Annotated in this window: 30 protein-coding genes and 1 riboswitch; of the genes, 21 read left to right on the plus strand and 9 right to left on the minus strand. The window is 65.2% G+C overall.

Annotated features, from left to right (window positions below; translation table 11 throughout):
- Positions 1-202 precede the first annotated feature (202 nt).
- On the plus strand, positions 203-1,771 hold the full coding sequence (locus tag P6U30_RS29365) for a DUF4403 family protein (RefSeq protein WP_407166296.1): 1,569 nt from the start codon (positions 203-205) through the stop codon (positions 1,769-1,771).
- 126 nt (positions 1,772-1,897) lie between these two features.
- The gene (locus P6U30_RS29370) at positions 1,898-3,106 is read left to right on the plus strand and encodes an ABC transporter substrate-binding protein (RefSeq protein WP_407166297.1); all 1,209 of its coding nucleotides are present in this window, start codon (positions 1,898-1,900) and stop codon (positions 3,104-3,106) included.
- A 322-nt stretch (positions 3,107-3,428) separates the two neighbouring features.
- Here P6U30_RS29370 and P6U30_RS29375 read toward each other — a convergent pair whose 3' ends face one another.
- From P6U30_RS29375 to P6U30_RS29385, 3 genes are all read right to left on the minus strand, one after another.
- Entirely contained in the window at positions 3,429-3,719 is a 291-nt protein-coding gene (locus tag P6U30_RS29375) for a hypothetical protein (RefSeq protein WP_407166298.1), read from the minus strand.
- A 224-nt stretch (positions 3,720-3,943) separates the two neighbouring features.
- Positions 3,944-4,468 (minus strand): PRC-barrel domain-containing protein, encoded by a 525-nt coding sequence (locus tag P6U30_RS29380; protein ID WP_407166299.1) that lies wholly within the window; start codon positions 4,466-4,468, stop codon positions 3,944-3,946.
- A gap of 78 nt (positions 4,469-4,546) precedes the next feature.
- Positions 4,547-4,924 (minus strand): PRC-barrel domain-containing protein, encoded by a 378-nt coding sequence (locus P6U30_RS29385; protein ID WP_407166300.1) that lies wholly within the window; start codon positions 4,922-4,924, stop codon positions 4,547-4,549.
- 353 nt (positions 4,925-5,277) lie between these two features.
- Between P6U30_RS29385 and P6U30_RS29390 the strand changes: the two genes are divergently transcribed.
- Both P6U30_RS29390 and P6U30_RS29395 read left to right on the plus strand, forming a co-directional pair.
- Positions 5,278-6,015 (plus strand): response regulator, encoded by a 738-nt coding sequence (locus P6U30_RS29390; protein ID WP_407148029.1) that lies wholly within the window; start codon positions 5,278-5,280, stop codon positions 6,013-6,015.
- 2 nt (positions 6,016-6,017) lie between these two features.
- Positions 6,018-7,373, plus strand: a complete 1,356-nt coding sequence (locus P6U30_RS29395) for an ATP-binding protein (RefSeq protein ID WP_407166301.1) — start codon at positions 6,018-6,020, stop codon at positions 7,371-7,373.
- A gap of 14 nt (positions 7,374-7,387) precedes the next feature.
- On the opposite strand, the gene P6U30_RS29400 is transcribed toward P6U30_RS29395, so the two are convergent.
- Entirely contained in the window at positions 7,388-7,585 is a 198-nt protein-coding gene (locus P6U30_RS29400; protein WP_407166302.1) for a hypothetical protein, read from the minus strand.
- Positions 7,586-7,939: 354 nt separating this feature from the next.
- Here P6U30_RS29400 and P6U30_RS29405 point away from each other — a divergent pair, with 354 nt between their 5' ends.
- The 6 genes from P6U30_RS29405 to thiC all read left to right on the plus strand — a co-directional run bounded on the left by P6U30_RS29405 (position 7,940) and on the right by thiC (position 13,637).
- Entirely contained in the window at positions 7,940-8,428 is a 489-nt protein-coding gene (locus tag P6U30_RS29405) for a transglycosylase SLT domain-containing protein (RefSeq protein ID WP_407170562.1), read from the plus strand.
- Between the two features lie 189 nt (positions 8,429-8,617).
- Positions 8,618-8,759: riboswitch (TPP riboswitch) on the plus strand.
- A complete protein-coding gene (locus P6U30_RS29410; protein WP_407166303.1) occupies positions 8,747-9,760 on the plus strand; it encodes an FAD-dependent oxidoreductase in 1,014 nt (337 codons plus the stop codon). Its footprint overlaps the riboswitch before it by 13 nt.
- Positions 9,751-9,948 carry a sulfur carrier protein ThiS gene (gene thiS, locus P6U30_RS29415; protein ID WP_280976265.1) on the plus strand — a complete coding sequence of 66 codons (198 nt, stop codon included), beginning with the start codon at positions 9,751-9,753 and terminating at the stop codon, positions 9,946-9,948. The genes P6U30_RS29410 and thiS overlap by 10 nt, the downstream gene beginning before the upstream one ends.
- Positions 9,949-10,136: 188 nt before the next feature.
- Complete coding sequence (locus P6U30_RS29420) at positions 10,137-10,919, plus strand: thiazole synthase (protein ID WP_407166304.1); 783 nt, start codon at positions 10,137-10,139, stop codon at positions 10,917-10,919.
- Positions 10,906-11,514 (plus strand): thiamine phosphate synthase, encoded by a 609-nt coding sequence (locus tag P6U30_RS29425; RefSeq protein WP_407166305.1) that lies wholly within the window; start codon positions 10,906-10,908, stop codon positions 11,512-11,514. Before P6U30_RS29420 ends, P6U30_RS29425 begins: the two co-directional genes overlap by 14 nt.
- A gap of 257 nt (positions 11,515-11,771) precedes the next feature.
- Complete coding sequence (gene thiC / locus P6U30_RS29430) at positions 11,772-13,637, plus strand: phosphomethylpyrimidine synthase ThiC (protein WP_407166306.1); 1,866 nt, start codon at positions 11,772-11,774, stop codon at positions 13,635-13,637.
- 171 nt (positions 13,638-13,808) lie between these two features.
- Here thiC and P6U30_RS29435 read toward each other — a convergent pair whose 3' ends face one another.
- Positions 13,809-15,494 (minus strand): flavin-containing monooxygenase, encoded by a 1,686-nt coding sequence (locus P6U30_RS29435; protein ID WP_407166307.1) that lies wholly within the window; start codon positions 15,492-15,494, stop codon positions 13,809-13,811.
- A gap of 182 nt (positions 15,495-15,676) precedes the next feature.
- Between P6U30_RS29435 and P6U30_RS29440 the strand changes: the two genes are divergently transcribed.
- Positions 15,677-16,075, plus strand: coding sequence for a hypothetical protein (locus P6U30_RS29440; RefSeq protein WP_407166308.1), 399 nt, complete (start codon positions 15,677-15,679; stop codon positions 16,073-16,075).
- 105 nt (positions 16,076-16,180) lie between these two features.
- On the opposite strand, the gene P6U30_RS29445 is transcribed toward P6U30_RS29440, so the two are convergent.
- The gene (locus tag P6U30_RS29445) at positions 16,181-17,125 is read right to left on the minus strand and encodes an IS110 family transposase (protein WP_407166309.1); all 945 of its coding nucleotides are present in this window, start codon (positions 17,123-17,125) and stop codon (positions 16,181-16,183) included.
- A 367-nt stretch (positions 17,126-17,492) separates the two neighbouring features.
- Between P6U30_RS29445 and P6U30_RS29450 the strand changes: the two genes are divergently transcribed.
- Both P6U30_RS29450 and P6U30_RS29455 read left to right on the plus strand, forming a co-directional pair.
- Positions 17,493-17,972 (plus strand): NUDIX domain-containing protein, encoded by a 480-nt coding sequence (locus P6U30_RS29450; RefSeq protein ID WP_407166310.1) that lies wholly within the window; start codon positions 17,493-17,495, stop codon positions 17,970-17,972.
- The gene (locus P6U30_RS29455; protein WP_407166311.1) at positions 17,972-18,493 is read left to right on the plus strand and encodes a mismatch-specific DNA-glycosylase; all 522 of its coding nucleotides are present in this window, start codon (positions 17,972-17,974) and stop codon (positions 18,491-18,493) included. Before P6U30_RS29450 ends, P6U30_RS29455 begins: the two co-directional genes overlap by 1 nt.
- 232 nt (positions 18,494-18,725) lie before the next feature.
- On the opposite strand, the gene P6U30_RS29460 is transcribed toward P6U30_RS29455, so the two are convergent.
- A complete protein-coding gene (locus tag P6U30_RS29460) occupies positions 18,726-19,160 on the minus strand; it encodes a hypothetical protein (protein WP_407166312.1) in 435 nt (144 codons plus the stop codon).
- 150 nt (positions 19,161-19,310) lie between these two features.
- On the opposite strand from P6U30_RS29460, the gene P6U30_RS29465 reads away from it, so the two are divergent.
- Genes P6U30_RS29465 through P6U30_RS29475 form a run of 3 tightly spaced genes read left to right on the plus strand, consistent with a single transcriptional unit; the run spans position 19,311 to position 20,642 of the window.
- Positions 19,311-19,784 carry a YeeE/YedE family protein gene (locus tag P6U30_RS29465; RefSeq protein ID WP_407166313.1) on the plus strand — a complete coding sequence of 158 codons (474 nt, stop codon included), beginning with the start codon at positions 19,311-19,313 and terminating at the stop codon, positions 19,782-19,784.
- Between the two features lie 2 nt (positions 19,785-19,786).
- Positions 19,787-20,251: a DUF6691 family protein gene (locus P6U30_RS29470; RefSeq protein WP_407166314.1), complete on the plus strand. Its 465-nt coding sequence runs from the start codon at positions 19,787-19,789 to the stop codon at positions 20,249-20,251.
- Positions 20,252-20,255: 4 nt separating this feature from the next.
- On the plus strand, positions 20,256-20,642 hold the full coding sequence (locus tag P6U30_RS29475) for a RidA family protein (RefSeq protein WP_407166315.1): 387 nt from the start codon (positions 20,256-20,258) through the stop codon (positions 20,640-20,642).
- A 255-nt stretch (positions 20,643-20,897) separates the two neighbouring features.
- Here the strand turns inward: P6U30_RS29475 and P6U30_RS29480 are convergent, their stop codons facing one another.
- Positions 20,898-21,659, minus strand: a complete 762-nt coding sequence (locus P6U30_RS29480; protein ID WP_407166316.1) for an SOS response-associated peptidase — start codon at positions 21,657-21,659, stop codon at positions 20,898-20,900.
- Positions 21,660-21,721: 62 nt separating this feature from the next.
- Between P6U30_RS29480 and P6U30_RS29485 the strand changes: the two genes are divergently transcribed.
- The 5 genes from P6U30_RS29485 to P6U30_RS29505 all read left to right on the plus strand — a co-directional run bounded on the left by P6U30_RS29485 (position 21,722) and on the right by P6U30_RS29505 (position 24,262).
- On the plus strand, positions 21,722-22,222 hold the full coding sequence (locus tag P6U30_RS29485) for a hypothetical protein (protein WP_407166317.1): 501 nt from the start codon (positions 21,722-21,724) through the stop codon (positions 22,220-22,222).
- A 99-nt stretch (positions 22,223-22,321) separates the two neighbouring features.
- Positions 22,322-22,741 carry an NUDIX hydrolase gene (locus P6U30_RS29490; RefSeq protein ID WP_407166318.1) on the plus strand — a complete coding sequence of 140 codons (420 nt, stop codon included), beginning with the start codon at positions 22,322-22,324 and terminating at the stop codon, positions 22,739-22,741.
- Between the two features lie 77 nt (positions 22,742-22,818).
- Complete coding sequence (locus P6U30_RS29495) at positions 22,819-23,196, plus strand: TIGR02301 family protein (RefSeq protein ID WP_407148053.1); 378 nt, start codon at positions 22,819-22,821, stop codon at positions 23,194-23,196.
- Positions 23,186-23,842, plus strand: coding sequence for an HAD family hydrolase (locus P6U30_RS29500; protein ID WP_407166319.1), 657 nt, complete (start codon positions 23,186-23,188; stop codon positions 23,840-23,842). Before P6U30_RS29495 ends, P6U30_RS29500 begins: the two co-directional genes overlap by 11 nt.
- Before the next feature lie 153 nt (positions 23,843-23,995).
- A complete protein-coding gene (locus P6U30_RS29505; protein WP_407166320.1) occupies positions 23,996-24,262 on the plus strand; it encodes a hypothetical protein in 267 nt (88 codons plus the stop codon).
- A 5-nt stretch (positions 24,263-24,267) separates the two neighbouring features.
- Here the strand turns inward: P6U30_RS29505 and P6U30_RS29510 are convergent, their stop codons facing one another.
- Positions 24,268-25,602, minus strand: a complete 1,335-nt coding sequence (locus P6U30_RS29510) for a dihydroorotase (protein ID WP_407166321.1) — start codon at positions 25,600-25,602, stop codon at positions 24,268-24,270.
- Positions 25,603-25,657: the final 55 nt, after the last annotated feature.

The raw sequence follows: 25,657 nt of genomic DNA on the forward strand, positions 1-25,657 counted from the left end.
ACATCGCAACGGCCTCGGCATCGCGCCGGGGCCGTTGTCATGTTGGGGGCCGTTAACCGCTTCGCCGCCGCCAGTTAACCTGTTCGCCGCATTGATGGCACGCGACGCGTTCCGCCCCCGAGAGAGCTTGATCCGGCCACACTGGCGCCCTGCTCCGCAGGCCTGTACAACCGGCGTCACTTTCATTTCATCCGGGGGGATGATGCGTCTGCCGATGCATCCAAGGACGATATTGCTCGGGATCGCAGTGCTGGCGGCCTCGTTCGTGGTCAGCCTCAAGGCGATGGACTGGCTCGCGCCCCGATCGACGGTGCCGAAGCCGCCGCTTGCGCAATTGCCACCGCTGCCGCCGGCGTCACGCTCGTCGACGATCGCGGCCAAGGTCACCGTCGCGCTGTCGGCGATCCGCGACGCCGCCGAGCGCGGCGCCCCGAAGACGTTTGCCGGCAAGGTCAACAATCCCGCCACCCAAATCCTGGAGAACGCCGACATCGGCTGGACCGCCTCGCGCGGACCGATTGCGGTCAGCGGCGCGCAGGACGTGCTGACGCTGGCAACCCCGATCAACGGAGCGCTCAAGGTCACCGGCTCCTTGTCGGCCAAGGCAAGCGGCGCGGTCGGCAACGCGCTCGGCAGCCTGCTCGGCGCCAATGTCGCCAAGCAGATCGGCGCGGTGAACATCAAGCAGATCAACGCCAACGCCGACATCAAGGGCAGCGTCACCCTCACCTCGCGCCCGAAGCTCGGCGCATCCTGGCGGATCGAGCCGAACCTGCAGGCGCAGGTCAATCTCGACGACTCCAGCCTGTCGGCGGCGGGCGTCCGCGTCAGCGTGCCGGCCCAGGTCAAGCCGGTGATCGACAAGACGGTCGCCGATCAGATCGCCGCGGTGGAAGCGAAGCTGCATAACGATCCGACCTTCGAGAACAATGCCCGCGCCCAGTGGGCCAAGGCCTGCCGCTCGATCCCGCTGCAAGGCACCGGCGGAACCTCGTCGATGCCGCCGATGTGGCTCGAGCTGCGGCCGACCAGCGTGATCGCGGCCCAGCCGAAGGTCGATGCGTCGTCGATGAGCATCACCATGGGGGTCCGGGCCGAGACCCGCATCACGGAAACCCAGACCACCCCGAATTGTCCGTTCCCCGAAAAGCTCTCGATCGTGCCGCCGATGTCGAGCCAGGTCTCGATCGACCTGCCGGTTGATCTGTCGTTCACCACGCTGACCCAGCTTGTCGAGGAGCAGCTCAAGAACAAGACCTTTCCGGAGGACGGCTCTGGCCCGGTCGATGTCACCGTCAAGCATGCGAGCGTCGCTGCCTCCGGCGATCGCCTGCTGATTTCGCTGTTGGTGCACGCCAAGGAAAAGACGAGCTACTTCGGCCTCGGCGCCGAGGCCAACGTCTATATCTGGGGCCGGCCCCGTCTCGACGAGCAGGCACAGACATTGCGGCTGACGGATGTCGAGCTGGCGGTCGAATCCGAGGCGGCCTTCGGCCTGCTCGGCGCCGCGGCGCGCGCGGTGATTCCACACCTGCAACAGGCGCTCGCCGATCGCATGGTCGTCGATCTTAAGCCGTTCGCGAGCAACGCGCAGCGGAAGATCGCCGCCGCCGTCGCCGACCTGCAGAAGAACGAGGAAGGTATACGCGTCGACGCCGACATCACCAGCATCCGCCTCGCCGGCATCGATTTCGATTCGAAGACGCTGCGGGTGGTGGTGGAAACCGAAGGCACCATCAGCGCCGCCGTGAGCGCGCTGCCGGCGCTGTAGACTGCGGACGCGAGCCACAATCCGATACCGGCATGCTCAAAAAGTCGTCTTTGCGACAGCTCGCCGCACCGGATAGAAGGGCCTCGCGAAACCAGTCCTCACCAAGAAGTCAGGGAGAAAAACACGATGAAATCGCTCTTGGCCGCAGCGGCGGCCGGCCTCGCACTTGCTGCCTCAGCCTCCGCAGCCAACGCCCAGATCTCCGACGACGTCGTCAAGATCGGCGTGCTGACCGACATGTCGAGCCTCTACGCGGACGCCACCGGCAAGGGCTCGGTCGCCGCGGTCGAGATGGCGGTGGCCGATTACGGCGGCAAGGTGAAGGGCAAGCCGGTCGAGGTGATCGCGGCCGACCACCAGAACAAGCCGGACGTCGGCGTCAACATCGCGCGCAACTGGTACGACAACGACAAGGTCGATGCGATCCTCGACGTGCCGACGTCCTCGGTCGCATTGCCGATCTCGGCGCTGACGCGCGAGAAGAACAGGATCAACATAAATTCCGGCGGCGGCTCCTCTGACATCACCGGCCCGGCCTGCTCGCCCAACACGGTGCATTGGACCTACGACACCTACGCGCTGTCGAACGTCGCCGGCAAGGCGATGGTCAAGCGGGGTGAGGATACCTGGTTCTTCGTCACCGCCGACTATGCCTTCGGCCAGGCGCTGGAGCGTGACGCGGCCAACGTCGTCAAGGAAAGCGGCGGCAAGGTTCTCGGCGACGTGCGTCATCCCCTGAACACGTCTGACTTCTCGTCCTTCCTGCTGCAGGCGCAGGCCTCCAAGGCCAAGGTCGTGGCGCTGGCGAATGCCGGCGGCGACACCACCAACGCCCTGAAGCAGGCCTCCGAGTTCGGCCTCACCCAGGGCGGTCAGAAGATGATCGCGCTGCTGCAGGAGATCACCGACACGCATTCGCTCGGCATCAAGGCGACCCAGGGCCTGATCGTCACCGACGCTTTCTATTGGGACATGAACGACGAGACCCGCGCTTTCTCGAAGCGCTTCTACGACAAGGTCGGCCACATGCCGACCATGATCCAGGCCGGGCTGTATTCGGCGACCATGCATTACCTGAAGGCGATCGAGGCCATCAGCACCGACGAGGCGCCGAAGGTGATGGCGCAGATGCGCGCCACCCCGATCAACGATTTCTTCGCCAAGAACGGCAAGATCCGGATCGACGGCCGCATGGTGCACGACATGTACCTGTTCGAGGTCAAGAAGCCCGAGGAATCCAAGGGCGAATGGGATCTCTACAAGCTGATCGCCACAGTGCCGGGCGACGAGGCGTTCCGCCCGCTCGACAAGGGCGGCTGCCCGCTGGTGAAGTAGCAACGGGCTTCGGACGGTCGTCGCATTCGGCTTGAGCGCGGCTGAGCCTTGGGACCGAGCCTAGAGGATGTGGATCTCGATCCATGTCCTCTGCACACGAAAGACACCGCGACGAGATCAGATTGAGCTTGAGCGGCGGCGGTGCTTCACCTCCCCCTTGGGAGAGGTCGATTTGCGCAGCAAATCGGATGAGGGGTCACGGTCTATCGAGAGCGCAACGCTCTCACCCGGATTGCATCTGACGATGCAATCCGACCTCTCCCCAACGGGGAGAGGTGAAGCGAAGCCGCAGCTAGTCGATTCACCCTGAGCGCACCTCGCCTTAGCGGCCGCGATGACGTGAGCCCCGGCGCGGCAGAGGGACGATGCCGATGCCGCTCTCCCGTGCCTGAAGCGCCTGCAGAACTTCCGGCGGCTCCAGAACCAGTTTCGCCGCGGGCGTCGGGGCGCCGTCGTTAAGCACGTCGCGATACGGATATTGGGCCTGAAATGCAGCCGGTTCGGACATCGCTGGTTGGGCCGACACCGCCGTTGCCGTGACGGCCGCCAGCGTTGCGGCCAGCGCGACGGTCTTGAACGTGGTCCGGCCGACGCGGGACATCCTCGAGGTCATGGTCGCGCGCTCCCTGCGCTTCGCATCGCATGCGACCGATCCGTTCGCGCCAGATGGATGCGCAGCGAGATCGGGCTCGGGAATCCTGATTAAATCTGCGGTGAGATATTCGGGCGCGCGGGCTCAATTGTTCGTGCGGCGTGCATGGGCCGGCCGACCAGCGAACAACAAACGCGCCCGGCGGCGCCGGGCGCGTCTTGCAATTCAGATGACGCGATCGCGCGTTACTCGGTCGAGTACTTGAACTCGGGCATCGCCTTCAGCTCGTCCTTGGACGCGTTGAACACGGCGTGATCCGGATACCACGGGTTCGGCTTCGACGTGGCGGACGACGGCGCGGCGCCCGTTGTGGTGTTCGTCGACATCTTGTTGGTGCTGCCGGTGTTCGACGCACTGCCGCCGGTGTTGGCGACCGGCTCAGTGACGAATTTCACCTTGTCGAGTGGCACTGCGACCAGATGCTCGCCGACGCCAAGGAAACCGCCGACGCCGATCACCACCGCCTTGATGGCACCGCCCTTGTCCATCAACAGGTCGTTGATCGAGCCGACGCTCTCGTTGCTGTCGTTATAGACACGGAGACCAACGACCTTGGACGCGCGCCAATCGCCCTGATACGAGGTCGACGATGTGCTCGCCGCAGGAGCCATGCCTGCCTTGTCGCTCTTCTCCGTCGGTGTTTGCGCGAAAGCAACGCTCGCGAGCAACACTGTCCCGGCTACGCCGGCGACGATTGATCTGACTAGCATTGATGGGTTCTCCTCAATTCGCAGAATCGATGCGAGAAAAACCCGTCACATCAGGGACCGTTCCTAATCAACCTGCGATCAAAAGCCGCCCCAATAGGGAGGAACGCCGTAGAAGCGATGCAACTCGGCTTCCTGCGAACGGTCGCCCCAGTCGAAATCCTTGTCGGCACGGAACGACGGCGCGCGCTTCAGCTCCTCATCGTCGATATCGAGCTCGTAGGCCTCGAACTTCGGGTTGTAGTGCAGCCGGCCCCACGGCAACGGAATAAGATTGGTTCCGATGCCCAGGAAGCCGCCGAAGCTCAAGATCGCGTACGATACCTTGCCCGAGATCTTGTCGATCATCAGTCGCTCGATGTGACCGATCATGTCGCCATTGGGCCGCCGCACTGCGGTCCCCTCGACGCGATCGCTTGCAATCAGTTGATGGGGCCTTGTCTTGGCCTCGACAGTCATCTCACCCTCCCCTGTGTAAAAATAATCAACGCGCCGTCGGAAATCGAGTTCCCGGAAGATATGGCAACCTTCCATCCCTTTTGTGCGCTGCGTCGCGTGTGGGGCTATCCGCACCACAGGAGTTGACAGGCTTTCTCCCGTAACCGGGCGGGATTTGCGAACTTTGTTTTGGGCTGCCGCGACCGAAGCCGCGACTACCGCCGGAATTTCAATGCATTGCGCTTTGATGAAGGAACGATAACTTTCCAGCCCGTCGCCGACCTGTTAACTGTGATTGCCGGGCAAGATTTCAGAAACACACTGAAACAAAAATTCCTGCGCCGCCTTCCCCGAATCACGGACAAGAGAACGGTATGACTCAGGCTACGCCCAACATCCTTGTCGTCGAGGACGACCGCGAAACGCGGGCCCTCATCGCCAAATATCTCCGCACCAATTCCTGCAATGTGACGACCGCGTCCGACGGCCGCGAGATGGCCCGGGCGATGGCCGACCATCGGGTCGATCTGTTGATCCTCGACGTCATGCTGCCAGGCGAGGACGGCCTCAGCCTGTGCCGCAAGGTGCGCGCGGAATCGCAGATGCCGATCATCATGCTGACCGCGCGCGGCGAGGATGTCGATCGCATCCTTGGCCTCGAGATGGGCGCCGACGATTACCTGCCGAAGCCGTTCAATCCGCGCGAGTTGCTGGCACGGATCAACGCCGTGCTGCGCCGGCAGGCGGCGGCGCGCAATGCCAGCGCGATCGAGGGCGCGACCACGCTGTCGTTCCTTGGCTGGCGCATCGACATCCGCCTGCGCGAGCTGCGCAATCCCGACGGCGCCCGCGTCGCCATGACCAGCGCCGAATTCGACCTGCTGCGGACATTCTGCGAGCGGCCCGGCCGCGTGCTGTCGCGCGACAGCCTGCTCGACCTGACGCAAGGCCGCAGCGCCGGCTCGTTCGAGCGCTCGATCGACGTGCTGGTGAGCCGCATCCGCCGCAAGATCGAGCCCGACCCGCAGGAAGCCACCATGATCAAGACCGTACGTTCCGGCGGCTACATGTTCACCCCGAGGGTGGAGGCGGTCGCCGCCACCAGCAACTGACCATGAAACTGCTGCGTGTGCTGAGTCTGCGGGGAATCGGCGCGCAGATCGCGGCGCTGGTGGTCGTGTCGATCGTCGCGCTGCATCTCATCATCACCGCAAGCTTCCTGATCCATCGTCCCGACCAGTCCGAGCCGGCCGATCGCTGGCACACCCAGCTCGCCGCCTCTGCGCAACTGCTGGGGCATGCGCCGCCGTCGGAGCGGCCGCGGCTGAAGGAGGACATCGCGCGCGCCTTCCCGCAGCTTGGGATCAGCGACCTGCCCGCCGACACGGTCCCGTTGAGCGAGCCCGCGCCGGAGCTGCACGCGCTGCGCCGGCTCGGACCCAGTTATCGCGTCTTCACGCCGCCGCGCGAGGCCGGCGCGCCGCGTGACGGCGAGGTCCGCCGCATCGGCATCCGTCTGCCCGACGGCAGCATGATCGCTGCGAACCTGGTGCCGGATCAGCACCTGCGGCCGTTCTGGGGCGGTCCGTGGATGATGACGGTGCTGTTCGCCGTCATCAGCGTCACCCTGCTCGGCCTGTGGGCAGCGTGGGCGTTGACGGCACCGCTGTCGTCCTTCGTCAAGGCGGCCGAAACGTTCAGCCTGAGCGGCGCCGCCGAACCGCTGCCCGAACGTGGGCCCGAGGAGATCCGCTCGCTTGCCAAGGCGCTCAACCGGATGCGCGAGCGCATCACCGCCCTGATCGACGACCGCACCAAGATGCTGGCCGCGATCAGTCACGATCTCAGAACGCCGATCACGCGGATGCGGCTGCGCGCGGAGTTCATCGAAGACGAGACCCATCGCCATCGCATGCTGCGCGATCTCGACCAGATGCGCTCGATGCTGGAATCGGTGCTGTCGTTCCTGCGCAACGATCGCAAGCTGGAGGAGATGACGCTGGTCGACATCGCCAGCACGCTGCATCTCGTCACCGACCAGTTCGCCGACATGGGCCACAAGGTCACCTACGAGGGCCCGCAGCACGCAATGGCGATCGCACGGCCCGCCGACCTGCATCGCAGCATCACCAATCTGGTGGAGAACGCCGTGCGCTTCGGCGGCGAGGTCGCCGTCCGTCTTGCCGCCAATCCCGACGGGCTCACCATCGACATCGAGGACGACGGCCCCGGCATTTCGGATGCGCACAAAGCGAGCGTGCTGGAGCCGTTCGTGCGCGGTGACCATGCGCGCAACATGGACGAGGCCGAAGGCTTTGGTCTCGGCCTGTCGATCGCCAACGCCATCGTGCTCGCGCATGGTGGCACGCTGTCGCTGCACGACCGAAAGCCGCACGGGCTCGTGGTCCGCATCCAGTTGCCGGTGCGGCAGCAGCCACCGCAGCCGGAGCCACGGAAATCCGCGGCCTGATCAGGCTATCGGCTTCAGGCTGCGAGCGGTGTGATCACTTGCTCAGGCTCGTAGATTGCGATCGCCTCGAAGCGGTAATTGCAGGCGCGGCAATTCCACAGATAGGACGTGCGGCCTTCGCCGTGCTCGACCCAGTCCGGACGCGAGATCGGCTTGCCGCATTGTGCGCAGGGATTTTCGCGAGGCAAAGAGCCGGAGTCCTGACGGGCCATGGCGCATCTCCCTTGTGATCGTTCTACGTTTTTTTGCGTGGACAATCGTGCTGACCTGGATCGCGGCACGCTGTCCACAGGAATTGTAGACCCTTGTTGAATCATTTGCACGACAATCCGCCATGCAGGCGTGCGGCAAAGCAGGTCCTGACAATTCGAAGCATCCCTCTCCCTGATTCCGCGCCCGGTTCATCCCCCAGGACACGGACAGCCACGACTTTCGCGGCTGCGAAGGTTTTGCCACATTCCTGCCCGCTCGCCGTACCAATCAGGACGCAGAAGACCGACGCACATTGAGGGCCCCCGGGGCGATCCGACATGACAAAGCTGCAAATCCTCGTCTCGTTCGCCACAATGGTGCTGCTGGGGTCCTGCGTGAGTGCGAGTGCGCAATCCCGCGCGCAATATGAGGCGATGGTCGCCGCCGAGGCCCAGGCCAATCTGGTGCCGGAAGAGCTGGTGCATCGCGTCATCGTCCGCGAGAGCAAATACCATCCGCAGTTGATCGGGCGCGGCGGCACCATCGGGCTGATGCAGATCAAGCTCGGGACCGCCCGCGGCCTCGGCTACACCGGTACCGCCGCAGGCCTGCGCGATCCCGCGACCAACCTCAAATACGGCATCAAATACCTCGCCGGCGCCTATCGTGCCGCCAATGGCGATCACGATCGAGCCGTGCGTTATTTCGCGGGCGGCTATTACTATGCCGCAAAGCGCCAGCGCATCGAGCACCTGAGAGAGGCAAAGTTTGTTGGCGAGAGTGCACCGCCAAAGGCCCTCGCCCAGCAGGATCAGTTGGTCACCGAAGCCGCCGACGCGGGCGAGGAACAGGCTTCAAAATAAGAGCGATCGCGGCCGCCCCGTGTCGGGCATGAGGCGACCCCGCCGAGCCTTCAGCCTGCCGCTCTCCATACCAGCGCCGCCATCATTCGGCACCGCACGCATCGCGCGCACAGGACATCCCGCGGCACCACAGCGCGGCGCGGTTCCTGGCATAATGCGTTGACACACCCACCGATCCGCCTACATTAGAGCCGTTCCGAGGGGTGCTCCGAGGAGGAGCTGAGATACCGCAAGCTTGGACTTGGCCAGTTGGCGAACAGTCCGGGACCGCGGTGACCCTTTGAACCTGATCCGGGTCATGCCGGCGAAGGGACAGGGATGTACCAGACGTCAAGACCGCGGGGGGAGTCCCCCGTTTCCATCATCGGCGCAGGCATAGCGGGTGCCTGGCATGCGCTGTTGTTCGCGCAAGCTGGACACGCCGTCACCCTGCACGAGCGCAGTGACGCTGCGATGACGGAGTCCACAAGCCACTTCGCCGGCGGCATGCTGGCGCCGTGGTGCGAGGCCGAGGCCGCCGAGCCCGTGATCTCGCGGCTCGGCCTCCGCTCGCTCGGCCTGTGGCGCGACCATTTTCCACAAACCCCGTTCAACGGCTCGCTGGTGGTGGCGCATCCGCGCGACCGCGTCGACTTCGAGCGCTTCGCCCGGCTCACCACCGGCCATCGCCGGCTGGATGCGCAACAGGTCGGCACGCTCGAGCCGTCGCTCGAGGGCCGCTTCCGCGACGCCCTGTTCTATCCCAACGAGGGCCATGTCGAGCCGCGCCGCGTGCTGCCGCAGCTCCATGCGGCGATCGCCAAGGCCGGCGGTGCCATCAAGTTCAACAGCGATGCCGAGACCGCTGATCTCGACGGCCTCGTGATCGATTGCCGCGGTCTTGCGGCGCGCGATCGCGAGCCGACCCTGCGCGGCGTCAAGGGCGAGATGATCATCATCGAGACCGCGGAGGTCGAGCTGGCGCGCCCGGTGCGGCTGATCCATCCGCGCTGGCCGCTCTACGTGATCCCGCGTGGCGACGGCCGCTTCATGCTGGGTGCGACCTCGATCGAGGCCGAGCACGGCGGCGTCAGCGTGCGCTCGGCGCTCGAGCTGTTGGGTGCGGCCTATGCGGTTCATCCGGCCTTCGCCGAGGCGCGCATCGTCGAATTCGGCGCGGGGCTACGCCCGGCCTTTCCAGACAATCTGCCGAAAATCAGGATCGAGCAGGAACGCATCATGGTGAACGGACTCTATCGTCACGGCTTCCTGCTGGCGCCCGCGCTGGCCGAGCTGACGCTCGCTTATGTCGCGCGCGGCGAAATCGACAACGAGGTGATGCAATGCGCGTGATCGTCAACGGCGAGCAGCGGGAGATCAACGCGGCGAGCGTCGGCGCGCTGCTGACCGAGCTCGACTACGAGGGCACCCATTTTGCGATCGCGCTGAACTACGACGTGGTGCCGAAGAGCCGCTGGGCCGAGACCGCGCTGAAAGCCGGCGACGAGATCGAGATCATCACGCCGCGGCAGGGAGGGTGATGTGAGATCTTGTACGAACTCCATCCACGTGTCGTCCCGGCGAAAGCCGGGACCCATAACCACAGGCCTTCGTTGGTGCGAAGGTCGTCGCCCCGCGTGCCTCGCTGAAGGACCGCGGCGTATAGGTCCCGGCTTTCGCCGGGACGACGAGTTGAGTGTGTGGCTGAGAGCAGAGAGACACTGACACGATGGTCACCTTCTACGGCAAATCCTTCACCTCCCGCCTGTTGATCGGCACGGCGCTCTACCCCTCGCCTGCGATCATGCAGAATGCGATCCGCGCCTCCGGCGCCAATATCGTCACGGTGTCGCTGCGGCGCGAGGCGGCCGGCGGCAAGACTGGCGATGCGTTCTGGTCGCTGATCCGCGAGCTCGGCGTCACCGTGCTGCCGAATACCGCCGGCTGCCGCAGCGTGCGCGAGGCGGTGACGACCGCGAAGCTCGCGCGCGAATTGTTCGACACCGCCTGGATCAAGCTTGAAGTGATCGCCGACAACGACACGCTGCAGCCCGACGTGGTCGGCCTGGTCGAGGCCGCCGGCATCCTCATCAAGGACGGTTTTGAGGTCTTCCCCTATTGCACCGAGGATCTGTCGGTCGCCTCGCGCCTGGTCGATGCCGGCTGCAAGGTGGTGATGCCGTGGGCTGCGCCGATCGGCAGCGCCAAGGGCATCATCAACCGCGACGCCTTGAGGCTGCTGCGCGACCGCCTGCCCGACATCACGCTGGTGGTCGACGCCGGTCTCGGCGCGCCGTCGCACGCGGCCGAGGCGCTCGAGCTCGGCTTTGATGCCGTGCTGCTCAACACCGCCGTCGCCAAGGCCGCCGATCCGGTCGGCATGGCCAACGCCTTCCGCCTCGGCGTCGAGGCCGGCCGCACCGCCTACGAGGCCGGGCTGATGGAAGCCCGCGACTTCGCCTCCCCCTCCACCCCTGTCGTTGGGACTCCGTTCTGGCATGCCGTATCCTGATAAATTCTATCCCGTCGTCGACAGCATCAAGTGGGTCGAGCGGCTCACAAAGCTCGGCGTCGGCACCATCCAGCTCCGCGCCAAGGAGCTCGACGACGGCCAGGCGCTGCAGATCGTCAGCGACGCGCTGGCGGTGACCAAGGGCACGGGCACAAAGCTCGTCGTCAACGACTACTGGCGCGCGGCGATCGTCGCCGGTGCCGAGCATCTGCATCTCGGCCAGGAAGACCTTGCCGACGCCGATCTCGCCGAGATCCGCAAAGCAAAGCTCACGCTCGGCATCTCCACCCATGACGACGCCGAGCTTGCCACCGCGCTTGCCGCCAAGCCCGACTATGTCGCGCTCGGCCCGATCTTCTTCACCACGCTGAAGTCGATGCGATTCGAGCCGCAGGGCATTCCGAAGATCACCGAGTGGAAGCAGCGCATCGGCGCCATCCCCCTTGTCGCGATCGGCGGCATCAAGTTCGAGCACGCCGCGGAAATCTTCGCCGCCGGCGCCGACTCGATCGCCGTCGTCTCCGATGTCACCCAGAACGCCGACCCCGACGCACGGGTGCGGCAGTGGCTCGGCCTCAGCGCGGAGGCCGCGTGATGGCCCTGTCGAAAAATCTCGTGCCACTCACTCCGCCGTCATCGCCCGGCTCGCCGCCTTCGCTAAAGCTGCGGCGTGCCAAGGATTCATGGCCTCGTCGAAGCCTTGGCGTAGACGGGACCGGGCGATCCAGTACGCCGCGGCTTTTCCGTATCCCGCCGCAACCCCTGGAATACTGGATCCCCGCTTTCGCGGGGATGACAGCGATATTTGTCTCCCGCGCAGCGATGCCAACGAATTAAAACGGAGGATCCCTCATGAACATCCGCTCCAATCCCGACACAACGCTCCCCGCCGTCACGACCGGTTCGCTGCCCGCCTCGCGCAAGATCTTCGCGACGCCGGAGGCCGCGCCCGATCTGCGGGTGCCGCTGCGCGAGATCATCCTCTCGGAAGGTGCCGGCGAGCCGAACCTGCCGGTCTATGACACCTCCGGCCCCTACGCCGATCCCGCGGTCACGATCGACGTCAACGCCGGCCTGCCGCGCAATCGGCTCGCCTGGGTCAAGGAGCGCGGCGGCGTCGAGGAGTATCAGGGTCGCGAAATCAGGCCGGAGGACAACGGCAATGTCGGCGCTGCGCATGCCGCGAAGGCCTTCACCGCGCACCACAAGCCGCTGCGCGGGCTCGACGGCCACAAGATCACCCAGCTCGAATTCGCCCGCGCCGGCATCATCACCAAGGAGATGATCTACGTCGCCGAGCGCGAGAATCTCGGCCGCAAGCAGCAGCTCGAGCGCGCGGAAGCAGCGCTGGCCGACGGCGAAAGCTTCGGCGCCTCGGTGCCGGCCTTCATCACGCCGGAGTTCGTCCGCTCCGAGATCGCGCGCGGACGGGCCATCATCCCCTCCAACATCAACCATGCCGAGCTCGAGCCGATGATCATCGGCCGCAATTTCCTGACCAAGATCAACGCCAATATCGGCAACTCGGCGGTGACCTCGTCGGTCGAGGAAGAGGTCGACAAGATGGTGTGGGCGATCCGCTGGGGCGCCGACACCGTGATGGACCTCTCGACCGGGCGCAACATCCACACCACCCGCGAATGGATCCTGCGCAACTCGCCGGTGCCGATCGGCACCGTGCCGATCTACCAGGCGCTGGAGAAGTGCAACGGCGATCCCGTCCAGCTCACCTGGGAGCTCTACAAGGACACGCTGATCGAGCAGTGCGAGCAGGGCGTCGACTACTTCACGATCCACGCCGGCGTGCGCCTGCCCTACATCCACCTCACCGCCAACCGCGTCACCGGCATCGTGTCGCGCGGCGGCTCGATCATGGCGAAGTGGTGCCTGGCGCATCACAAGGAGAGCTTCCTCTACACCCATTTCGACGAGATCTGCGACATCATGCGCAAGTATGACGTCTCGTTCTCGCTCGGCGACGGCCTGCGTCCCGGCTCGATCGCGGACGCCAACGACCGCGCCCAATTCGCCGAGCTGGAGACCTTGGGCGAACTGACCAAGATCGCCTGGGACAAGGGCTGCCAGGTCATGATCGAGGGCCCCGGCCACGTGCCGATGCACAAGATCAAGATCAACATGGACAAGCAGCTCCAGGAGTGCGGCGAGGCACCGTTCTACACCCTCGGGCCCCTGACCACCGACATCGCGCCGGGCTATGACCACATCACCTCAGGGATTGGCGCCGCGATGATCGGCTGGTTCGGCTGCGCCATGCTCTGCTACGTCACGCCGAAGGAGCATCTCGGCCTGCCCGACCGCAACGACGTCAAGACCGGCGTCATCACCTACAAGATCGCAGCCCACGCAGCAGACTTGGCCAAGGGCCACCCCGCAGCGCAGCTCCGCGACGACGCATTGAGCCGCGCGCGGTTCGACTTCCGCTGGGAGGACCAGTTCAACCTCGGCCTCGATCCGGAAACCGCGCGCAACTTCCATGACGAGACCCTGCCGAAGGAAGCCCACAAGGTCGCGCATTTCTGCTCGATGTGCGGCCCGAAGTTCTGCTCGATGAAGATCACCCAGGACGTCCGCGACTACGCCGCGACGCTGAACGACAAGGAACAGGGCATGGCGCAGATGAGCGCCAAGTTCAAGGAGATGGGAAGCGACGTATATCTGGATGCGGACAAGGTGAAGGAGAGCAATCGGGTGTTGTGAGCTCTCTCCACTCGTCATGCCCGGGCTTGACCCGGGCATCCATCAGAGACGAAGAGGCCGGGCGAAAGCCCGGCTTCTTTTGCAAGCGAGTAGCCCGGATCAGCGAAGCGACATCCGAGCATCCGTCCCGCATATCGCTGCGCTCATGCGGGCTACCAACTATGCCGAAAGCTACCCTGACGCGCCAGCGGCCGCCGCCTGGACGCGGTCCTCGGTCCTTGCACTGAACTCAATCTCCGCATACCCCTTCTCCGCCACGCCATTGATGATTCCCAAAAACTTCGGTGTGCCCCCGTTGTAGACGAAATACCGCACCGTCCCCTCTTCGTGGCCAGGCACGTTGGAGTTGTAGCCAGTGAACCAGCCCTTGGCTTTGCGCATCAGCATGATCTCGTACATCTTGACGACATGCGCGGTCCAGCGCTCCTGTGCTTCCAACGTGGCGTCGGCGCGCGTGTACCCGCGATCCCACATGTATTGCAGCAAGTTGGTGCACCAGTTGACGCCGTTCTCGATGCCGCGCGGGAAGTTCGTTGACGCGGAGGCGCTTTGCGGGCCGGTGGGCATCAGCAGGTTCGGGAAGCCGTGCACGAGCATGCCGAGGAAGGTGGACGGCGCGTGCTTCCATTTGTCCGCGAGCTTCGCGCCGCCGATGCCGGTGATGTCGATCAGGTCATAGGCGCCGGTGATGGCGTCGAAGCCGGTGGCGTAGACGATGATGTCGAAGTCATAGTCGCGCGCCGTGGTGCGCAGGCCGGTCTCGGTGACGCGCACCAGCGGCGTCTCGCTGAGATCGACGAGATGGACATTGTCGCGGTTGTAGACCTCGAAATAGTTCGTCTCGAGCGGCAGGCGCTGCACGCCGAAGCCGTGATCTTTCGGGATCAGCTTTTCGGCGATCTTGGGATCGTTCACGCGCTGACGGATGCGACCTGCGATATATTCCGACAGTTCGGCATTGGCGGCTTCATCCATGAAGATCTCGCGGAAATTCGCCAGCCAGATGCCGAAACCGGGCTCGTCGTAGAGCTTGTCCCACAGCGCAAGGCGCTCCTCGCGGCTCACCTCGTAAAAGCCGCGCTTGTCCGGCCCGTGCAGGAAGCTGCCGGGCGTCAGCGCGCAGGCGGCGAAGATCTCGTCGTAGCGGGCGCGGATGCCGGCCATTTCCGCTTCCGAGATCGCGCTGTTGTTGAGCGGCGCGCTCCAGTTCGGCCGGCGCTGGAACACGGTGAGCTCGGCGACCTTGTCGGCGATCTCGCCGATCAACTGGATGCCGGTGGCGCCGGTGCCGATCACGGCCACTCTCTTGCCACCGAGATCGACCGGCTCGTGCGGCCAGTAATAGGTATGGAACGAGCGCCCCTTGAAGTCGTCGATGCCCTCGACGCGCGGCATGGTCGGCGCTGACAACAGCCCGATCGCGAGCACCACGAAGCGGCAGGTCAGCTCGCGGCCGTCGCTGATCCTGAGTTGCCAGAGGTCGCGCGTCTCGTCGAACCGCATCGCCTCGACCTTGCAGCCAAACTGCATGTGCCGGCGCAGGTCGAACTTGTCGGCGACGAAATTGAGATAGCGCAAGTTCTCTGATTGCCCGGAGAAGCGCTCCTTCCAGTGCCACTCGTCGAGCAGCTCGCGCGAGAACGAGAAGCCGTAGGTATAGCTCTCGGAATCGAAGCGGCAGCCGGGATAACGGTTCCAGTACCAGGTGCCGCCGAGATCGGGCGCCGCTTCGAGCACGGTGGCGTCGATGCCGAGATCGACCAGCCGCTTGATCTGATAGATGCCGGCGACGCCGGCGCCGACGACGATCACCTCGTAATGAGTCTTGTCGTGATGTGTCTTGGCCGCTCCCGTCATTTTCAGCTCCCGCAATTCTTCTTGATCTGTTTCGATCGATTACAGACCCTTTTGCCTGATCAGGCAATCGCCACGCCGGCGGGCGCAACTTGCGTTGAGACGCTACGTCAGGGATTTATATCCGCCCCGCATATCGCTACGCTCATGCGGGCTACGATCGCGTACACCCTGTTAGGAGCACCATGACCGACACTCTCACCGGCATTTGGGACGGCAGCTATGTTCAGCCGGGCGCCGGCGTGGTCACGTTTCTGGCGACGCTGATCGAGACCGGCGACGCGCTTGGCGGCAGCGTGACCGAACCCTGCATGACGCCGGCTTGCCCGATCATCACCCATAATGCTTCGATTGCGGGCCATCGCTCCGGCAGCGCGGTGTCGTTCGTCAAGCGCTATGAACCATCCGGCTACGGCTACGACACGGTGCACTACGACGGCGCGGTCAATGCCGAGGCGACGGAGATCGATGGGCGCTGGAAGATAATGGGCACATCGTTCTCGGGAACGTTCCTGATGGTGTGCGCGACCAGGCCGGCAGAGTCGGTCACATCAGACGAACGGATCAAGGAGCCAGCGCGTTAGCGCAGGATGGGATTGGGTGGAGCTGCCGAAGCAGGACCAGAAGTCACCTCTCCCTTGGGAGAGGTCGATTTGCGCAGCAAATCGGGTGAGCGACTATCTGGATTGTCAAGTTGCATTGGGGTAAGCGGCACGCGCATCGCGTGCTTTGGCGTTGAGGCGGACTAGGAGCTTGCGGGCGAGCGCAATGCGCACGACCATTTTCTCCTTGCCAGCCTTGAGCAGCCGGTCGCGGAACTCGCCGAGGCTGTTGTCGTAGCGGGCGGCGATGGCCGCGACGAGGAAGAGGATGGAGCGGACGCCGGCGGCGCGGCCGCCGCGGGTGGGTCGCTTACCCCTGCGCTTGCCACTGTCATTGGCGATCGGGGCGAGACCGGCAAGCTTGGCAATGGCCTTGTTGGACACCGTGCCGATCTCCGGCAGCTCGGCATGGAGGCGGGCGACGGTCCGTCCGGCAACGCCCTTCATCTCGCGCCAGGTCTCGGCGAGCTTTGCCCACAGCGGGTCGTCATCGATCATCGAAGCGATCTCCCCTTCGAGCGAGAGGGATTGGCGCTTCAGCAGGACGATCACCTCGTCAATGCTCGCACGCATCTCGCCGTTGTCGAACATGCTGGCGCGGCGCTGCTTCTGGACGGTCAGATCGTCGGTGACCTGTCTGAGCCTTGTCACCAGGGCCTTCAGCCGCTGCTGGGCTTTGCTTGGCAGCGGGGTCGCTGCCAAGTTCTTGGCATGGGCGAAGCGGGCAATCACCGAGGAATCGATCCGGTCGGTCTTCTCCAGAATGCCCATCGCCTCGGCATAGCGCCGGACGCTGCGGGGATTGGTCAGCGCGCAACTGATCCCCTCCTCCCAGAGCCCGACGAACACCCCTCGCTCGTAACCGCCACTGGCCTCCATCACCGCCAACGTGACGGCGTGCTCGCGACAGAACGCGGCCAGCTTGGCAATGCCTGCGGCATCATTATCGAAGCTCGCAAACCGTTGTCCGGGTTCGATACAGGCATCGAGCCTGGCCTTCGAAACGTCCACTCCACAAATCGTCTTCTTCACGGTAACCTGCCTTGTCCATGCGATCGGAACTCAAGCGACTGTTCGGTCGTGCGTGACATGGCGAAGATCCCAGAGCTCACCCACGGTTGTAGCCGGAGGGGCAAACGGGCGACATCGCCACGCGCTTTGGCCGGTGGCCACCGGCCAAAGCGCAAGTCGCTTCCATCGCACAAATCATGGCCCTGCAGATACAAGGGGTTACGGTCCATCGAGAAGGCAAGAGCCCTCACCCGGATTGCTCCGGACGATGCTGCGCATCGCCGAGCGCAATCCGACCTCTCCCCGTCGGGGAGAGGTGAACCGCGAGTCCGGGGGCGGTGATGAGCCCGCGCCCGATAGGCGTTGAAGCAACTCTTTGGAATCGACCATGGCCAAACGAAGTGCCGGCTTGCTGATGTTTCGTCGCGCGCGTGGTGGCCCGGAGGTCCTGCTCGTGCATCACGGCGGTCCGTTCTGGGCGAAGAAAGACGATGGGGCATGGTCGATCCCGAAGGGTCTCTACGAAGACGGCGAAGATCCGCTTGTTGCCGCGAAGCGGGAGTTCGAGGAGGAAACAGGACAGCGGCCGACCGGCTCGTTCATCGAGCTCGGAGTGTTCAAGCAACCAGGCCGCAAGCATGTCAGCGCGTGGGCGTTCGAAGGCGAGTTCGACCTGGCCACGTTCAAGAGCAACACCTTCGCGATGGAATGGCCGCCAAGGTCGGGACGCCTTGCGGAATTTCCGGAGGCGGACCGCGCCGGCTGGTTTCCGGTGAAGGACGCATTCCGCAAGGTGACCAAGGGCCAGCTCGCCATTCTGAGCAGCCTGCTCGACAAGCTCGGACTGTCCGCAGATGATTTAGCGTGATGTCCGACCACATCTCCCATCGCCTGCCCGACCAGCTCCGCGCCGATCTGCGCCTCGTCTTCGTCGGCACCGCGGCCAGCGCGCGCTCGGCCGCGGTCGGGCATTACTACGCCCATCCCGGCAACCGCTTCTGGCGGGCGCTGCATGAGGCCGCCATCACGCCACGGCGCTATCGGCCGGACGAGTTCGCGGCACTGCTCGCACTCGGCATCGGCTTCACCGATCTCTGCAAGACCGGCGCCGGGATGGATCACGAGATCGCCAAACAGTCGTTCGACGTCATCGGCTTCAGGATGAAGATCGAGACGTATCGTCCGAGGACGATCGCCTTTACGAGCAAGAAGGCGGCGAGCCTGTTTTACAACAGGCCGACCAGCGCGATCGCGCTCAGTCGGCAGCCCGCGATGGGCGGATTTCCCGACGTGTTCGTGCTGCCCTCGCCGTCAGGCGCAGCGTCCGGACATTGGACGTTGCAGCCGTGGCGCGAGCTGGCCGAGTGGATCAAGGCGCCACTGGCCTAGCCGGATGGGTCCTACTGCGTAGCAAACCTTGTACCCCTCATGGTGAGGAGCACAGAACGCGCGTCTCTGGACGATGCTGCGCATCGCCAGGCGAACCATGAGGCCCATCCGTGGCCTACCTCCTTCGAAACGCCCGCTTCGCGGTCTCCTCGGGATGAGGACACACATCATCTATGACACAGTGAGACTAATCTATGACGCAGTGAGACTAACCCACCCGACGTGCGAGTTGCTACTCCTTCAACGTGATCGCAAGCCCGCTGAGGTCGACATTGGCCATCAGTCCGACCTGCTTGCCGCCCAATTCCAGGACCGCGCCGTTCGGGTTGGTCAGCAGGATGCCGCGCACGCCGGCGCCGAGCGCAACGCCCATGCCCGCCGCGGCATAGACGCCGGCGATATCCTGAGCCCGGCGGATATTGCGAACCCGCCCCTGCAACGTCGTCTGCGAACCGCCGAAGACGAGGCCATAGTCCAGCCCGCCGGCCGTGAGTCCGTAGGTCTTGCCGTGGAAGGTCATGACGCCCTTGCCGACTGAGCCGCCGAAGATCCAGCCGCCCTTGAAGATGACCAGCGTCACGGCCGCCTCGTCGGCCCGGGCGGCGGACGATCCGGTGAGCAGCGCCAGCGCGAACAGCACGGCGCGGGCGGCGGATGACAATCTCATGGGGAGTTCTCCGAGCGATGTGGGGGAGGCAGATCGATTCGCGCCAATCTAACCGACTGATGGCGCCGTTGAAATGCCCGCAGGGCACGCCCGATAGCGCTTGTCCCAGCTATTGCGGGGTTTATCATTAGCCGCGCTCAGCGCGAACCCTTGGCTGACCGCCCCGGGTATCTAGGCGCCGGGGCGACAGGTGCCACCATGCACAACTTCACACCTTTGTCCGGCCTCCTCGGCGGCGCGCTGATCGGGCTCGCCGCGGCGCTGCTGATGCTGCTGACCGGGCGGATCGCTGGTGTCACCGGCATCGTCGGCGGTGCGCTGCAGGGCAGCTCCGAGGGCCGCGGCTGGCGCATCGCGTTCGTCGCGGGCCTGATCGCGGCGCCTTTGATTGCAGCACTGTTCGGCGCGCCGCTACCGCGGCCCACGATGAATGCGAGCCTGGCGGTGATCGCGATCGCGGGCCTGCTGGTCGGATTCGGCACGCGGATGGGCAATGGCTGCACCTCCGGCCATGGCGTCTGCGGTTTCGCGCGGCTGTCGGTGCGCTCGATTGCGGCGACTTGCATCTTCATGCTGACGGCGATCGTAACCGTGGCGATCGTCAGGCACGGGTTCGGAGGCTAGCGATGCAGATTGTCGCCAGTTTGGTCTGCGGGCTGATCTTCGGTGCAGGCCTCCTGATCTCGGGCATGACCGATCCGCAGAAGGTGCTCGGCTTTCTCGACATCTTCGGCGCCTGGGATGCGACGCTCGCCTTCGTGATGGCGGGCGCGGTTGCGGTGACGGCGGCCGGCTTCGCGATCGCGCGGCAGCGCGCAGCGCCCACCCTCTCGGCCCGCTTCCTCTGGCCCGACCGCAATGACATCGACGCGCCGCTGGTGACAGGTGCCGTGCTGTTCGGCATCGGCTGGGGTCTTGTCGGCATCTGCCCCGGGCCGGCGCTGGTCAACCTCGCCGGCCTCACGCTGCCGATCGTGGTGTTCGTCGCGGCGATGATTTTGGGCATGATCGGCCACGCGTTCTGCGGCCGGCACGCCACAGCGCCGCGTGCCGTGCAGAGCCCAGCCCTTCCCTCACGCGCAGACGGGTGACACCATGACAGCGATCAAACGCTTTCCTCCTCCGCCAGGCATCAAGGCGCCGCCGCTCTCGTTCGGCGCCCGCGTCGGCGATTTGCTGTTCATCTCAGGCATTCCCGGCTTCGACGCCAATGGAGATTTGCCCGATGGCTTCGAAGCGCAGTTCGCCAACGTCGTCACCAATCTCAAACGCGTGCTGGAGGAGGCGGGCGCCACGATGCGCGATCTGGTCAAGGTCAACGTGCTGCTGACGCGCACCTCCGACGTCGCGACGATGAACGCGCTCTATGCCGGCGCCTTCGGTCCCCCGCCTTACCCTGCGCGCACCACCTGCGTGGTGGTCGCATTGCCCAACCCGAAGATGCTGATCGAGATCGAGGGCGTGGCGTCGGTGACGGGGTGAGGGCACAATGACTGAGTTGCCCGACGTGGCAAGCTCCCCGCAATGACAGCGTGAGACATCGAGCGAGAACCATCCCGGGCGTCGTCCCGGCGCAGGCCGGGACCCATTACCCCAATGCCCATTGTTGCGCGACGCTGGGGCCACGATCCCATTCATCACCAAACGCAGTGGTTATGGGTCCCGGCTTTCGCCGGGACGACGGCGAGAGAGGTGCGCGTCGGTCTCCGTCACGCAGCGCGCACCTTCAATCGATCCCTAAAACAACGACCCCTGCCCGTCATCCTCGCGCGCCGGCGCCTTGCGCGGCGCTTGCTTCTTCGGTGGCGGAGCGTCCTCGGCGGCGATTTCGTCCGCGGTCATCGGCAGCGTCAGTTGCGCGTCGTCGTTGGCAAAGCCGTTCACGCGCGTCGTCACCCGGTGCCAGGCGAACTCGCCGATCTCGGGACCTTTCAGCATCGGCATCACGGCATCGACGTCGTTGGCGCGGCAATCGAGCCAGCGCTCGAACGCATCGGGCGCGATCGTGACGGGCACGCGGGGATGCAGGCTCGCGAGGTCGCGGCTGGCCGGCGCGGTGACGATCGCGACGGTGTCCTGTTCCTCGCCGTTCGGGCCCATCCAGGTCTCGGTCAGCGCAGCGAATGCGATCGGATGGCCGTCGCGGCGATGAATGAAGAACGGCCGCTTGCGGCCGCCGGCATCCTGCCATTCGTAATAGCCGTCGGCCGGGATCAGCGCGCGGCGTCGCAGCAGCGCGTTCTTGAACGCCGGCTTCTCGCGCACCGTCTCGGAGCGCGCGTTGATCAGAAGCGAGAAGGTGCGCGGGTCCTTGACCCAGGACGGGATCAGGCCCCAGCGCATCAATTGAAAATGCCGGCCGCCATTGTCCAGGATCACCACCGGGATCGGCTGGGTCGGCGCAACATTATACCGCGGCGGAAAATTCGGCTGCTCGATATAGCCGAAGATCTGCCGCAACGCCGCCGGCGGCGAGGTGATCACGAAGCGTCCGCACATATCCCGTCCAGAGTGGTATTCATTTATCGCCCTTTAACCCGGACCGCCGAAGACTGCGAGCGATGACCTCAACGGCCGCCATAGCGAGGCCCGCCCCGCGACCGACGCAGCCCGACGAGGCGCGCGCCGCGCAGTTGCGCGCCGCCAACATCAATCCCCGCACCGGCCTTGCGACCGACTACCTCAATCACTTCAACGAAGCCATCATGCTGCTGGAGATGATCCCGGACATGCCGGAATGTGCCAGCGATTTCCTGGAATGGCGGCCGCTGTCCTATGCCGAGCATTTCACCGCGTCCGGCTTCAAGGCGCGCGATCTCGCGATCGAGGCCTATCAGATGGCAGATAGCGAGATCCGCACCGAATTCGACCACCTTACCGCTAGCATGACGCGGATCCTGCTCGAGGTCGGCACCGCGATGCGGCAGTTGCAACAGGACAAGAGCCGGATCGCGCTCGCCGAGCAAGCGATCGTCTGGGTCAAGCCGCTGGTGATGCTGACCGCCGGCGTCATCAACGGCGCCGCCGAGGCCGACGTCGACAGCATCATGGCGAGCGGCTGATTTATCGGGCATGATGACATTTCTATTTGAGCATGATCTCTTCGGAAAACCGGCTGCCACTTTTCCGGATCATGCTCCAGAAACCGGTTGCCGATTGCTTTGACCTCTTCAGCCCCCCCGATCCGTCCGCAGCTCGCCGTCTCCGCCGCCATCTTCCGCGACGGCAAGGTGCTGCTGGTGCGCCGTGCCCGCTCCCCTGGCAAGGGCTTCTATTCCCTGCCCGGCGGCCGGGTCGAATTCGGGGAGTCCCTGCACGCCGCCCTGCACCGCGAGGTCGACGAGGAAACCGGCTTGCGCGTCGAGATCGTGGGGCTGGCCGGCTGGCGCGAGGTGCTGCCGACCGGCCCCGGCGCCGGGCACTACCTGATCATGACCTTCGCAGCGCGCTGGGCCGGCCAGGAACCGGTGCTCAACGACGAGCATGATGATTTCAAATGGCTGCGGCCGGAGGAGATCGGCGAGCTCAAGGTCACCGGCGGGCTCCATGAGGTGATCGCGGCGGCCAAGGGGCTGGTTTGAGGGCCGGATTTGGGGCCTTCAGCGCCTTGCCTCGGGCGCATTGCGGGGGCATACCACGGGCCATTCCGGAACTCTTGATGCGCAAAGCTTGTCTCGCCGTTTTGATCCTGCTGTCGGCATGCCTGGTGACGCCAGCCCGGGCGGAGGACGCGGCTGCGCCGTTCGACGGCGACCTGCAGCGGCTGGCCGAGATTCTCGGCACCCTGCACTATCTGCGCGGCATCTGCGGCGCCAACGACGGCGGCAAATGGCGCAACGAGATGCAGGCGCTGATCGACGCGGAGACCCCCTCGGGCGACCGCCGCGCCCGGATGATCGCGGGCTTCAACCGCGGCTATAACGGCTTCCAGCAGACCTACCGCACCTGCACGCCCGCCGCGGCGGTGGCGATCCGCCGCTATATCGAGGAGGGGTCGAAGATCTCGCGCGACCTGACGGCCCGCTATGCCAACTGACGGCGCGATCTTCTTCGATCTCGACGGCACGCTGACCGACCCCAAGCCGGGCATCACCGGCTCGATCCAATATGCGCTGCGTAAGCTGGGTCGCCCGGTTCCCTCGCAAGACGAGCTGACCTGGTGCATCGGGCCGCCTCTGCGGGCCAGCTTCGCGACGCTGCTCGGCGGCGAGGAGTACGCCGACCAGGCGGTTGCGCTGTACCGCGAGCGGTTCGGCGATGTCGGGCTGTTCGAGAACGCCGTCTATCCAGATATCGTCGAGGTGCTGGCCACGCTCCGGCAGGGACCGCGCCGGATGTTCGTGGCGACCAGCAAGCCGCATGTATTCGCGACGCGAATCATCGCGCACTTCGGGCTCTCGGGCTATTTCGACCACGTGTTCGGGTCCGAGTTCGACGGCACCCGCGTCAACAAGGTCGACCTGCTCGCCTATGCGCTGGAGCAGACCGGGGCGGATCCGGCGCAGGCTGTGATGATCGGCGACCGCAGCCACGATGTGATCGGGGCGAAAAGAAACGGCATCCGCGCGGTCGGTGTCACCTACGGCTACGGCACGGCTGAGGAGCTGATCGAAGCCGGCGCCAGCCACCTCTGCGCCTCCCCGCGCGCGGTGCTGGATCATATCCACAGCTCATTTGGCTAAGGCGCGGCCGATGGCGGGAATTCCCCTTCAAATGTCGAAACCGGCGTTAACCTTTCTTAAAGATATCGGCTAGGCGGTACCCGCATGCGTGCTACACCTCGCCTGTGTCGCCGTGGTTCGCTTCCGGACCGCGCACCAATTTTGATGAGTTTCATGCGCCATCCAGCGTCCTTCTCCCTTCACCACGATCCGCGGCCCGATCACGAGCAGAAGCAGGCCGCGCTGGGCTACCTCAACGAGGCCTGGGCGGAGGCGCGTCATGACGGCGTCGACGGTGACTGCCTGGCGCAGGCGAGCCTGTTCGCGGCGCTGGCCGAACTCGTCTCCACCTATGGCGAGGACGCGGTGGCCAAGTACGCCGAAGGGCTCGCCGCGCGGGTGCGCAACGGCGAGTTCTCGCTCACGCTCGCCCGGCAGTAGATCAATTACGGCTTCAGCGTCTCGAGGAACCGCACCGGCTCGCCGGTCGACGGCGCCGTCAGCTCGCCCTGCCACATCACGCGCTTGCCGCGCACGAAGGTGCCGACCGGCCAGCCCTGCACCCGCACGCCGTCATAGGGCGTCCAGCCCGCGCGCGAGGCGACCCATTTGTCGGTGATGGTCTCGCTGCGCTTGAGGTCGACGACCGTGAAGTCGGCGTCATAGCCCGCCACGATGCGGCCCTTGCAAGCGATGTTGAACAGCCGTGCGGGACCTGCGCTGGTGAGATCGACGAACCGCGCCAGCGACAGCCGGCCGGCGTTGACGTGGTCGAGCATGATCGGCACCAGCGTCTGCACGCCGGTCATGCCCGAAGGCGAAGTCGGATAGGTCTTCGCCTTCTCCTCCAGCGTGTGCGGCGCGTGGTCCGAGCCGAGCACGTCGATGATGCCCTGCTCGATGCCGGACCAGATGCCGGCCCGATGATCGGCCGAGCGCACCGGCGGGTTCATCTGGGCGCGGGTGCCGAGCCGCTCGTAGCAGTCCGGCGCGGCCATCGTGAGGTGGTGCGGCGTCGCCTCGCAGGACGCGACATCCTTGTGGTCGCGCAGATAGTCGATCTCCTGCTTGGTCGAGATGTGCAGCACGTGGATGCGCTTGCCGGCCTCGCGCGCGAGCTTGACGAGCCGCTCGGTCGCCATCAGCGCCGCGGTCTCATCGCGCCACACTGGATGCGAGCGCGGGTCGCCCTCGACGCGCAGCGGCTTGCGCTCGTTGAGGCGGTATTCGTCCTCGGCGTGGAACGAGGCGCGGCGCCGGATCACGTGGAAGATCCGCCGCAGGCTCTCGTCGTCCTCGACCAGCAGCGCGCCGGTGGAGGAGCCGATGAACACCTTGACGCCGGCGCAGCCCGGCGCCCGCTCGAGCTCCGGCAGATCCTGCACGTTCTCGCGGGTACCGCCGATGAAGAACGCGAAATCGCAATGCATGCGGTGGCGGCCGCGCTTGACCTTGTCGGTGAAGTTGGCCTCGGTCACCGTCAGCGGGTCGGTGTTCGGCATCTCGAACACGGCGGTGACCCCGCCCATCACGGCGCTGCGCGATCCCGTCTCCAGGTCCTCCTTGTGGGTCTGGCCGGGCTCGCGGAAATGCACCTGGGTGTCGATCACGCCGGGCAGGATGTGCAGGCCCTTGCAGTCAATGACCTCGCCGGCGGAGGCCTGGCCGAGCGAGCCGATCGCGACGATGCGACCGTCGGCGATGCCGATATCGCGGACGCCCTCGCCGTCCTGATTGACCACGGTGCCGGATTTTAGAATGGTATCAAAACGCTGATTCATCGGTCCTCGACGCCCGCTTTCCACTGTCCCGCGGGCCTTGTTCGGTGCACTTTAG

It is taken from the genome of Bradyrhizobium sp. ORS 111, from assembly GCF_045571485.1.
Lineage (GTDB): Bacteria > Pseudomonadota > Alphaproteobacteria > Rhizobiales > Xanthobacteraceae > Bradyrhizobium.

Coding starts and splice junctions, on each gene's coding strand:
- P6U30_RS29365 (WP_407166296.1), top strand. CDS start 203: ATGCGTCTGCCGATGCATCCAAGGACGATATTGCTCGGGATCGCAGTG.
- P6U30_RS29370 (WP_407166297.1), top strand. CDS start 1,898: ATGAAATCGCTCTTGGCCGCAGCGGCGGCCGGCCTCGCACTTGCTGCC.
- P6U30_RS29375 (WP_407166298.1), bottom strand. CDS start 3,719: ATGACCTCGAGGATGTCCCGCGTCGGCCGGACCACGTTCAAGACCGTC.
- P6U30_RS29380 (WP_407166299.1), bottom strand. CDS start 4,468: ATGCTAGTCAGATCAATCGTCGCCGGCGTAGCCGGGACAGTGTTGCTC.
- P6U30_RS29385 (WP_407166300.1), bottom strand. CDS start 4,924: ATGACTGTCGAGGCCAAGACAAGGCCCCATCAACTGATTGCAAGCGAT.
- P6U30_RS29390 (WP_407148029.1), top strand. CDS start 5,278: ATGACTCAGGCTACGCCCAACATCCTTGTCGTCGAGGACGACCGCGAA.
- P6U30_RS29395 (WP_407166301.1), top strand. CDS start 6,018: ATGAAACTGCTGCGTGTGCTGAGTCTGCGGGGAATCGGCGCGCAGATC.
- P6U30_RS29400 (WP_407166302.1), bottom strand. CDS start 7,585: ATGGCCCGTCAGGACTCCGGCTCTTTGCCTCGCGAAAATCCCTGCGCA.
- P6U30_RS29405 (WP_407170562.1), top strand. CDS start 7,940: ATGGTGCTGCTGGGGTCCTGCGTGAGTGCGAGTGCGCAATCCCGCGCG.
- P6U30_RS29410 (WP_407166303.1), top strand. CDS start 8,747: ATGTACCAGACGTCAAGACCGCGGGGGGAGTCCCCCGTTTCCATCATC.
- thiS (WP_280976265.1), top strand. CDS start 9,751: ATGCGCGTGATCGTCAACGGCGAGCAGCGGGAGATCAACGCGGCGAGC.
- P6U30_RS29420 (WP_407166304.1), top strand. CDS start 10,137: ATGGTCACCTTCTACGGCAAATCCTTCACCTCCCGCCTGTTGATCGGC.
- P6U30_RS29425 (WP_407166305.1), top strand. CDS start 10,906: ATGCCGTATCCTGATAAATTCTATCCCGTCGTCGACAGCATCAAGTGG.
- thiC (WP_407166306.1), top strand. CDS start 11,772: ATGAACATCCGCTCCAATCCCGACACAACGCTCCCCGCCGTCACGACC.
- P6U30_RS29435 (WP_407166307.1), bottom strand. CDS start 15,494: ATGACGGGAGCGGCCAAGACACATCACGACAAGACTCATTACGAGGTG.
- P6U30_RS29440 (WP_407166308.1), top strand. CDS start 15,677: ATGACCGACACTCTCACCGGCATTTGGGACGGCAGCTATGTTCAGCCG.
- P6U30_RS29450 (WP_407166310.1), top strand. CDS start 17,493: ATGGCCAAACGAAGTGCCGGCTTGCTGATGTTTCGTCGCGCGCGTGGT.
- P6U30_RS29455 (WP_407166311.1), top strand. CDS start 17,972: ATGTCCGACCACATCTCCCATCGCCTGCCCGACCAGCTCCGCGCCGAT.
- P6U30_RS29460 (WP_407166312.1), bottom strand. CDS start 19,160: ATGAGATTGTCATCCGCCGCCCGCGCCGTGCTGTTCGCGCTGGCGCTG.
- P6U30_RS29470 (WP_407166314.1), top strand. CDS start 19,787: ATGCAGATTGTCGCCAGTTTGGTCTGCGGGCTGATCTTCGGTGCAGGC.
- P6U30_RS29475 (WP_407166315.1), top strand. CDS start 20,256: ATGACAGCGATCAAACGCTTTCCTCCTCCGCCAGGCATCAAGGCGCCG.
- P6U30_RS29480 (WP_407166316.1), bottom strand. CDS start 21,659: ATGTGCGGACGCTTCGTGATCACCTCGCCGCCGGCGGCGTTGCGGCAG.
- P6U30_RS29485 (WP_407166317.1), top strand. CDS start 21,722: ATGACCTCAACGGCCGCCATAGCGAGGCCCGCCCCGCGACCGACGCAG.
- P6U30_RS29495 (WP_407148053.1), top strand. CDS start 22,819: ATGCGCAAAGCTTGTCTCGCCGTTTTGATCCTGCTGTCGGCATGCCTG.
- P6U30_RS29500 (WP_407166319.1), top strand. CDS start 23,186: ATGCCAACTGACGGCGCGATCTTCTTCGATCTCGACGGCACGCTGACC.
- P6U30_RS29505 (WP_407166320.1), top strand. CDS start 23,996: ATGCGCCATCCAGCGTCCTTCTCCCTTCACCACGATCCGCGGCCCGAT.
- P6U30_RS29510 (WP_407166321.1), bottom strand. CDS start 25,602: ATGAATCAGCGTTTTGATACCATTCTAAAATCCGGCACCGTGGTCAAT.